The sequence below is a fragment of the Bradyrhizobium sp. AZCC 2230 genome (assembly GCF_036924495.1).
Taxonomy (GTDB): domain Bacteria; phylum Pseudomonadota; class Alphaproteobacteria; order Rhizobiales; family Xanthobacteraceae; genus Bradyrhizobium; species Bradyrhizobium rifense.
Genome location: NZ_JAZHRS010000001.1, coordinates 7,293,453 through 7,307,283 on the forward strand (window position 1 = coordinate 7,293,453; position 13,831 = coordinate 7,307,283).

At 63.2% G+C, this 13,831-nt stretch carries 12 protein-coding genes; 7 read left to right on the plus strand and 5 right to left on the minus strand.

Annotation, left to right across the window (positions count from 1 at the left end; all coding sequences use genetic code 11):
- Positions 1–150: 150 nt before the first annotated feature.
- Complete coding sequence (locus tag V1280_RS34800) at positions 151–1,569, minus strand: IS1182 family transposase (RefSeq protein WP_334535094.1); 1,419 nt, start codon at positions 1,567–1,569, stop codon at positions 151–153.
- Positions 1,570–1,676: 107 nt separating this feature from the next.
- A complete protein-coding gene (locus tag V1280_RS34805) occupies positions 1,677–3,056 on the minus strand; it encodes an LLM class flavin-dependent oxidoreductase (RefSeq protein WP_334535096.1) in 1,380 nt (459 codons plus the stop codon).
- Between the two features lie 254 nt (positions 3,057–3,310).
- On the opposite strand from V1280_RS34805, the gene V1280_RS34810 reads away from it, so the two are divergent.
- From V1280_RS34810 to V1280_RS34835, 6 genes are all read left to right on the plus strand, one after another.
- On the plus strand, positions 3,311–4,696 hold the full coding sequence (locus V1280_RS34810; protein WP_334535098.1) for a M20 family metallopeptidase: 1,386 nt from the start codon (positions 3,311–3,313) through the stop codon (positions 4,694–4,696).
- A 98-nt stretch (positions 4,697–4,794) separates the two neighbouring features.
- Positions 4,795–5,706, plus strand: a complete 912-nt coding sequence (locus V1280_RS34815; protein WP_334535100.1) for an amino acid ABC transporter substrate-binding protein — start codon at positions 4,795–4,797, stop codon at positions 5,704–5,706.
- A 129-nt stretch (positions 5,707–5,835) separates the two neighbouring features.
- Positions 5,836–6,567, plus strand: a complete 732-nt coding sequence (locus tag V1280_RS34820; RefSeq protein WP_334535102.1) for an amino acid ABC transporter permease — start codon at positions 5,836–5,838, stop codon at positions 6,565–6,567.
- Positions 6,568–6,571: 4 nt separating this feature from the next.
- A complete protein-coding gene (locus tag V1280_RS34825; RefSeq protein ID WP_334535104.1) occupies positions 6,572–7,264 on the plus strand; it encodes an amino acid ABC transporter permease in 693 nt (230 codons plus the stop codon).
- 12 nt (positions 7,265–7,276) lie between these two features.
- Positions 7,277–8,008, plus strand: coding sequence for an amino acid ABC transporter ATP-binding protein (locus V1280_RS34830; RefSeq protein WP_334535105.1), 732 nt, complete (start codon positions 7,277–7,279; stop codon positions 8,006–8,008).
- A gap of 182 nt (positions 8,009–8,190) precedes the next feature.
- Positions 8,191–9,051 (plus strand): D-amino-acid transaminase, encoded by an 861-nt coding sequence (locus tag V1280_RS34835; protein ID WP_334535107.1) that lies wholly within the window; start codon positions 8,191–8,193, stop codon positions 9,049–9,051.
- 128 nt (positions 9,052–9,179) lie between these two features.
- Here V1280_RS34835 and V1280_RS34840 read toward each other — a convergent pair whose 3' ends face one another.
- The 3 genes from V1280_RS34840 to V1280_RS34850 form a co-directional block, all read right to left on the minus strand.
- Complete coding sequence (locus V1280_RS34840) at positions 9,180–9,641, minus strand: carboxymuconolactone decarboxylase family protein (protein ID WP_334535109.1); 462 nt, start codon at positions 9,639–9,641, stop codon at positions 9,180–9,182.
- Between the two features lie 27 nt (positions 9,642–9,668).
- Positions 9,669–11,288 carry an MDR family MFS transporter gene (locus V1280_RS34845; protein ID WP_334535111.1) on the minus strand — a complete coding sequence of 540 codons (1,620 nt, stop codon included), beginning with the start codon at positions 11,286–11,288 and terminating at the stop codon, positions 9,669–9,671.
- A gap of 117 nt (positions 11,289–11,405) precedes the next feature.
- Entirely contained in the window at positions 11,406–12,590 is a 1,185-nt protein-coding gene (locus V1280_RS34850) for an HlyD family secretion protein (protein WP_334535113.1), read from the minus strand.
- 306 nt (positions 12,591–12,896) lie between these two features.
- Between V1280_RS34850 and V1280_RS34855 the strand changes: the two genes are divergently transcribed.
- Complete coding sequence (locus V1280_RS34855) at positions 12,897–13,805, plus strand: LysR family transcriptional regulator (protein WP_334535115.1); 909 nt, start codon at positions 12,897–12,899, stop codon at positions 13,803–13,805.
- Positions 13,806–13,831: the final 26 nt, after the last annotated feature.

Here is a 13,831-nt window from a genome sequence, read left to right on the forward strand (position 1 = left end):
CGCGTGATTTATCGGTTGCGGATGGTGCTGATCCCGAACGACCAGTCTTCGCCAAACCGCTCCCTGTGGTTATGGGTCCCGGCGTTCCAGGCCGTGCGAGAAGTCGCGCTGGAAGCTGGGACGATTGAGCGGGAGGCAAAAGTACCCCTGTCAGGCCGCAGATGGTGCCAACGCTCCCAGCAAGGCCGGCACGCCGAGGATGTTGGCCACCCGCTTGAGATTGTAGCAGAGGACACCCAGGGCGAACTCGGCCTTTGCCTTTTTCAACCCCTTCACCAGGAAGCGCGGACCGGCCATCAGCCATTTCATGGTTCCGAACGGATGTTCGACGGTCTCCCGCCGATGCGTCATCCAGCTCGGATCGGCGACGGCCCGCCGGTGCATCGCTTCACGCTCATCCTCGTAAAAATGACGCACGATCACCCGCCGCGCAGCGTTCGTGCACTGCGCCTTGAGCGCGCAGGCGCCGCACGCCCGGCTGGCGTATTCCTTCTGCTGCTGGGTCTGCGAAGTCTTGAACAGGCTCAGCGTCTCCCCGGCCGGACAGCGCCAGGTGTCGCTCTCATGGTCGTAGCTGAACCGATCCCGGCTGAAGTATTGGGGGCCCTTCGGATTGACCACCTCTGGCCGCGGCACGATCGCGGTGATCCTGTCCTGCTCGCAGAGCGCCCCATGTTCGCCGTTCGAATAGCCGGTGTCGGCCACGACCGTGATCTCGTCGGCCTCGACCGCAGCCTTGCCCTGCACCGCCATCGGATGGAGCTGCTGCAGGTCGTTGCCCTCGTTCGTCAGATCGAACGCCACGATCAGCTTGTGCTCGGCATCGACCACGGTCTGCGCATTGTAGGCGACCGCGTGGCCGTGCGGCGTGCGCATCAACCGTGCTTCCGGCTCGGTCATGACCTCCTGCTTGAGCCCGCGCGCCGCCAGATCTTGCGCCTGAGCTTGTAGTTGATCCTTTTGCGCCTTGAGAGCTTCGATCGCAGCCGCAACATCGACAGGCTTGCCGACCGAGCCCGCCTCCGTCCGGTCGGCGTCGTCCATCGACGCCAGATAATCCGCAATCCGGCGGTCGATCGCCGCGTTCATCTTCGCGATACGTTGCGGCGTCACCACCTGCTTGCGGCTCGCCACCGCCGCGATCTTGGTCCCGTCGATCGCCAGCAACTCCGCCCCGAACAGCGACTGCTCCCCGCAGAACCGAATGAAGGCGCGGCATACCTTCACGATCGCTTCTGCATGGTCCTTGCGGAAGTCCGCTATCGTCTTGAACGACGGCGTCAGACGGTTGAGCAGCCACATCACCTGAATGTTGCGCCGCGTCTCCGCCTCCAGCCGACGGCTCGCCCGCACCCGGTGCAAGTACCCATAAATATACAGTTTCAACAGGTCGCCCGGCGCGTAGGGCGGTCGTCCCATCTCCTCCGCAATAGCCTTGGAAAATCCGAGCTGCTCCAACTCGAGCCCCGCGACAAACGCGTCGATCACCCGAACCGGATCGTCCCGGCCCACAGCTTCGTCCAGAACCTCCGGAAAAAGCGTCGTCTGGTATCGCGATTGTCCCGTCACGTGCGCCATCATCGCCTCGAATCAAGCCAAACCCAAAACACCATAACTCGCTGGGTTTTCACACAGCCTGCTTCGCCGGGACGACACCGAGGGTTTGGCAGCGAGTCTTACCCCTTCTTCCCCACCCGATACCCAGCCGCAGGATGCGGTGCATCTAACCGCGCGCGCCCGTCGCCGAACAGCTTCTCCCGCAGCGTGCCCTTCGCATATTCGGGCTTGTATCGTCCGCGCTTGGTCAGCTCCGGCACCAGCATGTCGGCAATGTCCTCGAAATCTCCGGGCGAGATCGCAAAGGCAACGTTGAGGCCGTCGACGTCGGTCTTCTCGAACCAATCCTCGATCTTGTCAGCGACGCTTTCGGGCGTGCCCACCACGACCGGGCCGGCGCCGCCGATGCCGACATGTTCGATGACGTCGCGCACGGTCCAGACGCGATCGGGATCGCCGCGGGTGACGTTGTCCAGTGCGCTGCGGCCGGCATCGTTCTGGACGTGACGGACCTGCTGGTCGAGCTCGTAGCCGGAGAAGTCGATGCCGGTCCATCCCGACATCAGGGCGAGCGCGCCCTCGGGGCTGATATGCGACCGGTAGTCGGCATATTTCGCCGCCGCTTCGGCCTCGGTGTTGCCGAGGATGATCGTCATCATGTTGAACATGAGGATCTCAGCCGGGTTGCGGCCGAATGCGGCGGCCTCCTGGCGGATCGCGGAGACCCGGGGCGCAATGATCTTGGCCGACGGTCCCGACATGAACACGCATTCGGCATGCTTGGCCGCGAATTGACGGCCGCGCGGCGAGGTGCCGGCCTGGTACAGCACCGGCGTGCGTTGCGGCGATGGTTCGCTGAGATGGATGGTGTTGTTGATGCGATAGTTCGCACTCTCATGATTGACGCGATGGACTTTCGAGGGATCGGTGAAGATGCCGCGCTTGCGGTCCCGCAGCACGGCATCGTCCTCCCAGCTTCCCTCCCAGAGCTTGTAGACGACTTCCATATATTCGTCGGCGATGTCGTAGCGGTCGTCGTGCCCGGTCTGCTTCTCCTTGCCGGCGCCGCGCGCGGCGCTGTCGAGATAGCCGGTGACGACGTTCCAGCCGATCCGACCCTCGGTCAGATGGTCGAGCGTCGACATCCGCCGCGCGAACGGGTAGGGCGGCTCGAACGAGAGATTGCTGGTGACGCCGAAGCCCAGGTTCTTGGTGACCGCGGCCATCGCCGACAGCAGCAGCAGGGGCTCGTTCGACGGCGTCTGTGCTGCATTGCGCAAGGCTGCGTCAGGGCTATTGCCATAGACGTCGTAGACGCCGAGCACGTCGGCCAGAAACAGTCCGTCGAAACGGCCGCGTTCCAGCGTCTTGGCGAGGTCGATCCAGTAGGGCAGGCGGTTATATTCGGCGGTGCGGTCGCGCGGATGGGTCCACAGGCCCGGTGATTGATGCGCGACGCAATTCATAGCAAATGCGTTGAGCCTGATCTGCTTGGCCATGCTGGTCCCCCCCGGCGCCCTGTACTGAGCGCTCTTCGAATGATAGACGTGCGCCCCAACTTGGCGACGTTCTTGCATATAGCGCGACCTTGGCAAGGCCAAAATCAGCGGGCTCCCGCCCTTGGCAAGCCAATCTCAAGAGAGCAAGAACGAAATCGCAAGAACGACCCAAGAGCTGTCCAAGTCCCCGCCACTTTCGAGGCCCAGTGTAGCCCGCTACGCTCTCCCGCTTCGAAACCTTGAAAACGAAAGCAATGACCAGAGCCGACGCCATCGCCCGCGCCCGGGACGACTTCAAATCCGGTGCGTTCCTCGCCGAACTCGACCGCCGCGTCGGCTTCAAGACCGAAAGCCAGAATCCGTCGCGCGGCCCCGAGCTGCGCGCCTATCTGGAACAGGAGATGGTGCCGGCTTTCGCCGCGCTCGATTTCACCAGCCGCCTGGTGGAATCCCCGAGCGGCAAGGCGCCGTTCCTGTTTGCCGAACATCACGAGAGCGCCTCAGCGCCGACCGTGCTGATCTATGGCCATGGCGACGTCGTCGACGGCATGGAGGGCGAATGGCGCGACGGCCGCGATCCCTGGCGCACGACAGCGGCAGGCATTCGCCTGTACGGCCGCGGCACCGCGGATAACAAAGGCCAGCACAGCATCAACATGGCCGCGCTCCGCGCGGTGCGCGAGGCCCGTGGCGGCAAGCTCGGGTTCAATGCCAAATTCATCGTCGAGATGGGCGAGGAGATCGGCTCGCCTGATCTCGGCAAGGTCTGCGACCTCAACCGCGACGCGCTGAAGGCCGATCTGTTCATGGCCTCCGACGGGCCGCGGCTGTCGGCCGATCGGCCGACGCTGTTCCTGGGCTGCCGTGGTGGCATCCGCATCCATCTCGACGTGAATTTGCGCGACGGCGGCCATCATTCCGGCAATTGGGGCGGCGTGCTCGCCAACCCCGCGACCATTCTCGTCAACGCGATTTCGACGCTGGTCGACGGCCACGGCCGGCTCCAGCTCGACGCCCTGAAGCCGCCGCGGCTCACCAACCAGATCCGCAGCTACCTCGCCGATGTGCAGGTGGTGCCGACCGAGGATGAGCCGGCGCTTGCGGAGAACTGGGGCGAGGACGGCCTGTCCGCGGCCGAGCGGCTCTATGCCTGGAACACGCTGGAAGTTCTGGCGATGTCGTCGGGCAATATCGGGAAGCCGGCGAACGCCATTCCGGGCCACGCCAATGCCGTGCTGCAACTGCGCTTCGTGGTCGGCACCAAGGTCGATGGCCTGATCGACGCCGTCCGCGCCCATCTGGTCGCAAAGGGCTTTCCGATGGTCGAGGTGCGGGCGGCTCAGAGCTTTGCCGCCTCGCGGACCGATTTCGACAGCCCCTGGATCAAATGGGCGGCGGATTCAGTCCAAAACACCACCGGCAAAGCGCCGGCGGTGCTGCCGAACTTCGGCGGCTCGCTGCCGAACGACGTGTTTTCCGAGATTCTGGGCCTGCCGACGATCTGGGTCCCGCACTCCTATCCCGGATGTTCCCAGCATGCGCCCAATGAGCACATCCTGCTGCCATTGACCGAAGAGGCCTTGACGGTGATGGCCGGGCTGTTCTGGGATCTCGGCGAATTACCAAAGCCGCTGACCTGAGGCCATTAACCTGAGCCGGCATCCAGCCGAAAGTCACATTCTAATCCGGGCCGAGATGTGCTTGCATCCGGCCGCATCATCCTGAAAGGGGAGAAAAAGTGAAACATTTCCGTCACATCGGCCTTGCGCTCGCCGCGACCTTTGTCGTCAGCCAGGCCGGCGCCGAGGAGTTGACCGGCACCCTGAAGAACATCAAGGACACCGGCGCCATCACGCTCGGCTTCCGCGATTCCTCGATTCCGTTCTCCTATCTCGACGACAACCAGAAGCCCGTCGGGTTCGCGATGGACATCTGCTACAAGATCGTCGACGCCGTGAAGAAGGAGCTCAAGCTCGACAAGCTCGAGGTGAAGCTCAATCCGGTGACCTCGGCGACCCGTATCCCGCTGATGGCGAACGGCACCATCGACCTCGAATGCGGCTCGACCACCAACAATGCCGAGCGGCAGAAGCAGGTCGCCTTCACCAACACCCACTATCTGACTGCCAGCCGCTACGTCTTCAAGAAGTCGAGCGGCCTGAAGTCGATCGAGGATCTCAAGGGCAAGACGGTGGTCTCCACCGCCGGCACCACCAACATCAAGCAGCTCACCGAGGCCAATGTCGCCAAGAGCCTCGGCGCCAACATCATTCCGGCCAAGGACCACGCCGAGGCCTTCCTGATGGTCGAAACCGACCGCGCGGTCGCCTTCGTGATGGACGACGTTCTGCTCGCGAGCCTCGTTGCCGGCTCGAAGACGCCGGACGACTACGTCATCTCAAAGGATGCGTTCTCCAAGCCCGAGCCCTACGGCATCATGCTGCGCAAGGACGACGCGCCGTTCAAGAAGGTGATCGATGCCGCAACCGCTGCGCTCTACACCTCCGGCGAGGCCCAGAAGATCTACGACAAATGGTTCACGGCCAAGATCCCGCCGAAGGGTCTCAACCTCAACACGCCGATTTCGACCGAGCTGAAGAACGAGTTCGCAAAACCTTCGGACTCGCCGAACCCGGACGACTATAAGTAGGATATAACCTCGATCCCCGGATCGAGATCATGTCCGGCCACTCTTGACAGCAGAGTGGCCGGACATTTGCATAGGCGGCCAAGACCTATCTTAAGACATCTGTGATTGGCGCGTTCGCGCGGGGGACACGTGAACTACCATTGGAACTGGGGAATTTTCTTCGAGCCGAACCCGATGGGGACCGGCACCTATCTCGACATGCTGTGGTCGGGACTGGCGCTGACTCTGAAGACGGCCGTGCTCGCCTGGATCATCGCGCTGGCCTTCGGGTCAATTGTCGGCGTGATGCGGACGCTGCCGTCCAAGGCGGCCTCCTGGTTCGGCTTCTGTTGGGTCGAGTTCTTCCGCAACATGCCGCTGCTGGTGCAGTTGTTCCTGTGGTTCTTCGTGCTGCCGGAATTGCTGCCGAAGTCGGCCGGCACCTGGCTGAAGCAACTGCCGAACGCGCCGTTCTGGACGGCCGCGATCGGTGTCGGCTTCTTCATGTCGGCGCGCGTCGCGGTGCAATTGCAAGCCGGCATCGGCTCGCTGCCGCGCGGACAGAAGATGGCGGCGACCGCGCTCGGGCTGACCACGGTGCAGGGCTATCGTTATGTGCTGCTGCCGATGGCGTTCCGGATCATCCTGCCGCCGCTGACCTCCGAGTTCCTCAACACCATCAAGAACACGGCGGTCGCCATCACCATCGGCCTCTTAGAGCTGACCGGACAGGCGCGCTCGATGCAGGAATTCTCGTTCCAGGTGTTCGAGGCCTTTACCGCCGCCACGCTCCTCTATCTCCTCGTCAACGCCGTCGTCGTGACCGCCATGCGCTTCCTCGAGCGCTACGTTGCGATCCCCGGCTACATCACGGGGAAATAGCGCCATGTTCAGCAATTTCGATTTCGGCGTCATCATCCGCGCGCTGCCCTATCTGTTCTACGAGGGCATGACCTTCACGCTGATGCTGACGGGGCTCGCAGCACTTGGCGGGCTCGTCTTCGGCACGGCGATCGCGCTGATGCGGCTGTCCGGCTACAAGACGCTCGGGCGCATCGCCGGCTTCTATGTCGACTTCATGCGCTCGCTGCCGCTGGTGCTGGTGATCTTCTGGTTCTACTTTCTGGTGCCCTACATCGGACAGTGGGTGACCGGCGCCTCGCGGCCGATCAGCGTCGGCGCGTTCGCCTCCTCGCTCATCACCTTCATCATGTTCGAGGCAGCGTACTTCTCCGAGATCATGCGCGCCGGCATCCAGTCGATCTCGCGGGGACAGCCGGCCGCCGCCAACGCGCTCGGCCTGACCTACGCGCAGACCATGCGCTACGTCGTGCTGCCGCAGGCGTTCCGCAACATGCTGCCGGTGCTGATCACGCAGACCATCGTGCTGTTCCAGGACACCTCGCTGGTCTACGTGCTGTCGATCACCGATTTCCTCGGTGCGGCCAGCAAGGTCGCGCAGCGCGACGGCCGTCTGGTCGAGATGTACCTGTTTGCCGCCGTCGTCTACTTCACCATTTCCTGTATCGCGTCCTTCGGCGTCCGCCGCCTCCAGGCGCGCATCGCCATCATCCGCTAGAGCAAGTCGGTCATGATCGAAATCAGCCACGTCAACAAATGGTACAGCCCGACCTTCCAGGTGCTGACCGACTGCACCACCAGCGTCACCAAGGGCGAGGTCGTCGTGGTCTGCGGACCTTCCGGCTCGGGCAAGTCGACCCTGATCAAATGCGTCAACGCGCTGGAGCCGTTCCAGAGCGGCGACATCTCGGTCGATGGCACCAAGGTCAACGATCCCAAGACCAATCTGCCGAAACTGCGCTCGCGCGTCGGAATGGTGTTCCAGCATTTCGAGCTGTTCCCGCATCTGAAGATCATCGACAATCTTTGTCTCGCTCAGCAGAAGGTGCTGGGCCGGTCGTCCGACAAGGCCGTGGCGAAGGGAATGGCACTGCTGGAGCGCGTCGGCCTGAAGGAACAGGCGCAGAAGTTTCCGGCACAGCTTTCCGGTGGCCAGCAGCAGCGTGTCGCGATCGCGCGCGCGCTCGCGATGGATCCGATCGTGATGCTGTTCGACGAGCCGACCTCGGCGCTCGACCCCGAGATGGTGAGCGAGGTGCTCGACGTTATGGTCGACCTCGCCCATGAGGGCATGACCATGATGGTCGTGACCCACGAGATGGGCTTTGCCCGCAAGGTCGCCAACCGCGTGATCTTCATGGACCGCGGCGAGATCGTCGAGGACGCCCCGAAGGACGATTTCTTCGGCAAGCCCCGCAGCGACCGCGCGCAGAAGTTCCTGTCGAAGATTTTGTCGCACTAACTTCTCTGTCATTCCGGGATGGCCCGAAGGGCCAGGCCCGGAATCCATTGGGCAGCATAACCGGTGAGAAATGGATTCCGGGCTCGTCGCTTCGCGCCGCCCCGGAATGACGAATAGAGGGGTGATCGCTCCCCCCATCTGGCGTATAAGCCCGTTAAATCCCCGTTTTCTGGAGACCTGCCTTGGATTCGACCGCCTACGTCAACGGCTCATTCGTCCCGCTCTCGGACGCGAAGATCTCGGTGCTCGACCGCGGCTTCCTGTTTGCCGACGGCATCTACGAGGTCTCGGCCGTGCTCGAGGGCAAGCTGGTCGACAACGCCTCGCATCTGGCGCGGCTGGAGCGCTCGGTCGGCGAGATCAGCTTGAAGCTGCCGGAGACGGTCGAGCGCATCACCGAGATCCAGAAGGAGCTGATCGCCCGCAACAAGGTCGTGTCCGGCCTTGTCTATCTCCAGGTCACGCGCGGCGCCGACAAGGGCCGCGACTTCGCTTTCCCCAAGGGCGACGTCAAGTCGAGCCTGGTGATGTTCACCTCCGAAAAGGACATCATCAACGCAGCGTCCGCCAAGACCGGCATCAACGTGATCACGGTGCCTGACATCCGCTGGGAACGGCGCGACATCAAGAGCGTGGCGCTGCTGGCGCAGGTGCTGGCGAAGCAGGCGGCTGCCGAAGCCGGTGCCGGCGAAGCCTGGATGCTCCAGGACGGCTACGTCACCGAAGGTGGCTCGTCGTCGGCATTCATCCTCACCAAGGACGACGTCATCGTCACCCGCAAGAACTCCAACGCGATCCTTCCGGGCTGCACCCGCAAGGCCGTCGTCGCACTCGCCGAAGAGCGCCAGCTCCGCGTCGAAGAGCGTTCCTTCACGGTGGAAGAGGCGCTGGCCGCAAAGGAAGCCTTCGCGACGTCCGCTTCGCTGTTCGTGCAGCCGGTGGTCGCGATCGACGGCAAGAAGGTGGGCGACGGCAAGCCGGGCCCGCTTGCCGCGCGGCTTCGCGAGATCTATGTCGAGTTCGCCAAAGCGACTGCGGTTTAAGCCGCATACTCAGCTATCGTATGGTGGGCAAAGGCGCGCTTGCGCCGTGCCCACGTCTTCTCTACCGTTAGCTGAAAAGTCGTGGGCACGCTTTCGCTTTGCCCACCCTACGGGACCTATGCTGCGGCCTACGCCACCGACGCCTTCACCTTCACCGGATGAACCGCGCGGAACGCGATCGCCAGCCTGTTCCAGGCGTTGATGGCGCCGATCAGCATGGTCAGGTTCACCGTCTCCGCGTCGGAGAATTGTCCGCGGACCTCTTCGTAAACGTCGTCCGGTGCGCGTGTTTCCGCGATCAGCGTCACCGCCTCGGTCCAGGCCAGCGCGGCGCGCTCGCGATCGGTATAGAGCGGGGATTCGCGCCAGGCGTTGAGCAGATAGATGCGCTGCTCGGTCTCGCCGCGCTTGCGGGCATCCTCGGTGTGCATGTTGATGCAGAAGGCGCAGCCGTTGATCTCTGAGGCCCGGATCTTGACCAGCTCGATCAGCGATTTCTCCAATCCCGTCGACTGGATCTGCTCTTCCAGCGCCATCAGCGCCTTCATCGTGTCGGGGGCGGCCTGGTAGAAATTCATGCGGGGCTTCATGGTCGTTCTCCTTGTTTGGGGTTGAGGTCAGTGGGCGCCGCCGGCCGAGACATGGCCGGGCTTCTTCAGGAAGAGGGAGGCGATGAAGGCGACGATCAGCGCCAGGCCGAGCAGATAGAAGGTGTCGCTGAAAGCGAAGATGTAAGCCTGCTTCTGCACGACATGACCGATCGCGACATAGGCGCGATGCGCGGCATCGGCGCGGTCGAGCACGCCGTGATTGATGAAATATTGCGTGAGCTGCTCCAGCCGGGTGCGGGTGGCCTGCTCGAACACCGAGACGGACTGCATCAGCACGTTGGAGTGATACTGCTCGCGCTTGGTCAGCACGGTCTGCAGCAGCGCGATGCCGACGGCGCCGCCGAGGTTGCGCATCATGTTGAACAGGCCGGAGGCCGAGCCGGCATTCTCCGCCTCGATGCCGGCGGTTGCCACCGCCGACAGCGGTGCCAGCACCAGCGCCTGGCCGATCGCGCGGACGACGTTGGGCCACAGCAACTGGTCCGAGCCATAGTCGTTCGTCATGTAGATGTTCATGAAGTTGGAGCCGGCGAACAGCACGAAGCCGATGCCGATGATGATCCGCGCATCGAATTTCTGCATCAGGCGCGGCACCAGCGGAATCAGCAGTAGCTGCGGCAATCCGGTCCAGGCCAGCACCATGCCGATCTGCTCGGAATTGTAGCCCTGGATGCGCGACAGGTATTGCGGGAGGATGAACACCGAACCATAGAGCGCGACGCCGAGCAGGAAATTGGCGAGCATGCCGAAGCCGAAATTGCGGCGGACCAGCAGGCGCAGGTTCAACAGCGGCTTCTTCACCGTGAGCTCGATGATCAGGAAGACGGTGAGCGCCACGGCCGCGATCACGCTGAGCTTGACGATGAAGGGCGAACCGAACCAGTCGTCCTTGTTGCCTTCCTCCAGCACCGTCTGCAGCGCGGAGAGGCCGATCGCCATGGTGATGATGCCGGCCCAGTCGCCCTCCGCGAGCTGCGACAGCTTCATCGGCTTGGCGTCGAGCGCGTACCAGAGCATGCCGACCATGATCGCACCGGGCGCGAGGTTGACGTAGAAAATGTACTGCCAGCCGAAATTCTCGGTGAGATAGCCGCCGATGGTCGGGCCGATCGCCGGCGCAAATGTCGCCGACAACGCGAACAGCGCAAGGCCCACCGGCTGCTTGGCGCGCGGCAGCAGTGTGATGATCAGCGTGAAGGCCATCGGGATCAGCACGCCGCCGGTGAAACCCTGCACGGCGCGCAGCACGATCATCTGCGGCAGGTCCTGCGCCAGCGCGCAGGCGGCGGAGAGCAGCAGGAATAGAACTGCGTTTGTGAGAAGATAAATTCGGATCGAGAACACTTGGGCGAGCCAGCCGGAGAGCGGGATCACCACGATCTCGGCGATCAGATAGGAGGTCGAGATCCAGCCGCCGTCATCGATGCCGGCGCCGATCGCGCCCTGGATGTCGGCGAGCGAGGCGTTGACGATCTGGATGTTCAGCACCGCCATGAAGGCGCCGAGCGTGGCGCCGATCACCGCGATCCAGGTTTTGGCGGAGACGGCCGGTGTGGCGGGAGCAGCTTGCGGAGCGGGCAGATTGGCGGCGGAAGCGGCGTTGAGGGGCGGTTGAAGCGTGCTCATGGAAGCCTCGTCTCGGTTACGGAGACAGGATGCGTTGGACGGGTGATTTCGATGGTCGGGTAAGTCCGGGAAGGATCATCCGGCAGGATTTGATAATCTCGCCGGGATCCCGCGGCGTCAGCCGCCGTTCGGGCGAGACGTATTTTCAGCAACACGCTTCGCCGTTTCGCGCTCGGCCACCACGGTCGCCTTGGTGTCGACCGTCGGCACCGCCGACATGCCGGGCCGCAGCAGGCCGGTCAGGCTGTGATCGTCGAGCACGATCTTCACCGGCACGCGCTGCACGATCTTGGTGAAGTTGCCGGTGGCGTTGTCCGGCGGCAGCAGCGCGAATTCAAGTCCGCTTGCCGGCGACAGGCTGTCGACATGGCCGTGGAGCGTCTGCTTGCGAAAGCTGTCGACGATCAGCTCGACCGGCTGGCCGGCGCGCACATGCGTGAGCTGGGTCTCCTTGAAATTCGCGACTACATACACAGCATCGAGCGGCACCACCGCCATCAATTGCGTGCCGGCCTGCACATACTGACCGACGCGCAAGCTGCGGGCGCCGACGGTGCCGTCGACCGGTGCGGTGATCTCGGTGTAGGACAGGTTCAGCCCAGCCTGGTCCGCGACCGCGCGGGCGTGATCGAGCTGCGCTGTGGCCTGCGCACGCTGGGTGGTCAGCACGTCGACCTTGCGCTGCGCGGCCACCAGGCCCGACTTGGCGTGCTGCAATTGCGCGTTGCTGGCCCGGAGCGCCGCGTCGGTCTGCTGCGCCCGCTGGATCGTGCCGGAGCCCGACTTCATGAGGTCATCGTAGCGGGCGCGCTCCTCTTGCGCGAATTTCAGATTGGCGTCTGCTGCCGTGACGTCAGCCGTGCTCTGCTCGATGATCGGTTGCTGGAGTTCCAGCTGGGCATCGAGGTTGTGAACCGAAGCTTCGGCCGCAGCCACATCGGCGCGGGCCTGGCCAAGCGCCGCCTTGAAGTCGCGGTCGTCGATTTTGGCCAGCAGCTGGCCAGCCCCGACCTTCTCGTTGTCGCCGACCAGCACGTTCGCGATATAGCCGGAGACCTTTGGTGCGATGATCGTGGAGTCTGCCTTCACATAGGCGTCGTCGGTGGTCTCGAGGTAGCGGCCGTCGGTCCAATAGTCGTCTCCGTAATAGGCGATCGTTGCCGTGCCAGCGAGGAGCGCGAGCACCAATGCCGCGCGCCGGACCATATTCTTCCGGCTCGGGACAGTCGCCGGAGCCTTTGGATAATCATGAATAATTTCAGTTGCTTGCTCGAAAGTATCGGTTCGGGGCATCTCGGACATAGCAGTCTCCTATCGGCTGGCTGAGACTATCGTTCTTTCTGGAGTGAGTGATAATTGGCGAAATTCGGGAAGCATTATCCATCAGGGGTGGACAGTCGAAGGCGCTGCCTTTGCTCGTGAGGGTCTTACTGAATCGGGCTCGTGACTGCCCCAGAGCGATTGCCGTGTCCGTCGAGCGATTGCTGCTAACGCATGCGTCCCGTTGCATTCGAAGCTGCTAGTGGGATGCGACCATGTGTATGATCTGATGGATAATCGGGGCGAATCCCCAGCAATTGTTGATCAAAAGCGGATAATCAGGCAGCCATGGACCGCTTCACCAGCCTTACCGCCTTCGTCCGCGTGGTCGAAAACGGCGGTTTCTCCGCCGCCGCGCGCCGCCTCAACATGTCGACGACGATGGTGAGCAACCACGTCCAGGCGCTGGAGGACCGGCTCGGCGTGCGGCTGCTCAACCGCACCACGCGAAAGGTGAGCCTCACTGAGATCGGCAAGGCCTATTACGACCGCTCGACCCAGATCCTCGCCGATCTCGAACAGGCCGACGACATTGCCGGCGCGCTGCAATCGACGCCGCGCGGCACGCTGCGCATCCACACCGCCACCCACATGGTCCCGTTCGTCGCGCCCGTGATGGCCGAATTCCTCGCGACCTATCCGGAGGTCAAGGTCGACCTGCGCATGGGCGAGACCAATGTCGACCTGATCGAGGAAGGCTTTGATCTCGCATTGCGCATGATCGCGCCGCCCGACTCCAGCCTGATCGTGCGGAGCCTTGCGACCTGGCGGCACGTGTTGTGCTGCTCGCATTCCTATATCGAGGCGCATGGACGCGTGCAGACGCTCGAGGAGCTTGCCGGGCATAATTGCGTGCGCCACATCAACTACCCCTTCGACGAATGGCGCTTCTTCGATCGCAAGGGCATGCCCGCCTCGGTGCGCGTGTCGGGCAATCTGATCACCAATAGCGGCGAGGCCCTGCGTGAGGCGGCGTTGCAGGGCGCGGGCGTCAGTCTGGCGGCCGGATTCCTGGTTGGCGACGATCTCGATGCCGGCCGGCTGGTCCGCCTGTTACCGGAATATCGTCCGGTCGAGATGTCGATGAACGCCGTCTACCCGCACAAGCATCATCTGTCGGCGAAGGTCCGGACCTTCATCGACATGCTCGTGCAGCACAGTGCCGAGCAGCAGAAGCTGATCAATCCGTATTCGTGAAGCCAAGCCGACGGTGCCGTAAGGTG

Bases quoted from the DNA above. Each gene is read 5' to 3' on its own strand.
- V1280_RS34840 (WP_334535109.1), bottom strand. From the start codon at position 9,641: ATGAAGCCCCGCATGAATTTCTACCAGGCCGCCCCCGACACGATGAAG.
- V1280_RS34810 (WP_334535098.1), top strand. From the start codon at position 3,311: ATGACCAGAGCCGACGCCATCGCCCGCGCCCGGGACGACTTCAAATCC.
- V1280_RS34825 (WP_334535104.1), top strand. From the start codon at position 6,572: ATGTTCAGCAATTTCGATTTCGGCGTCATCATCCGCGCGCTGCCCTAT.
- V1280_RS34855 (WP_334535115.1), top strand. From the start codon at position 12,897: ATGGACCGCTTCACCAGCCTTACCGCCTTCGTCCGCGTGGTCGAAAAC.
- V1280_RS34850 (WP_334535113.1), bottom strand. From the start codon at position 12,590: ATGTCCGAGATGCCCCGAACCGATACTTTCGAGCAAGCAACTGAAATT.
- V1280_RS34845 (WP_334535111.1), bottom strand. From the start codon at position 11,288: ATGAGCACGCTTCAACCGCCCCTCAACGCCGCTTCCGCCGCCAATCTG.
- V1280_RS34805 (WP_334535096.1), bottom strand. From the start codon at position 3,056: ATGGCCAAGCAGATCAGGCTCAACGCATTTGCTATGAATTGCGTCGCG.
- V1280_RS34830 (WP_334535105.1), top strand. From the start codon at position 7,277: ATGATCGAAATCAGCCACGTCAACAAATGGTACAGCCCGACCTTCCAG.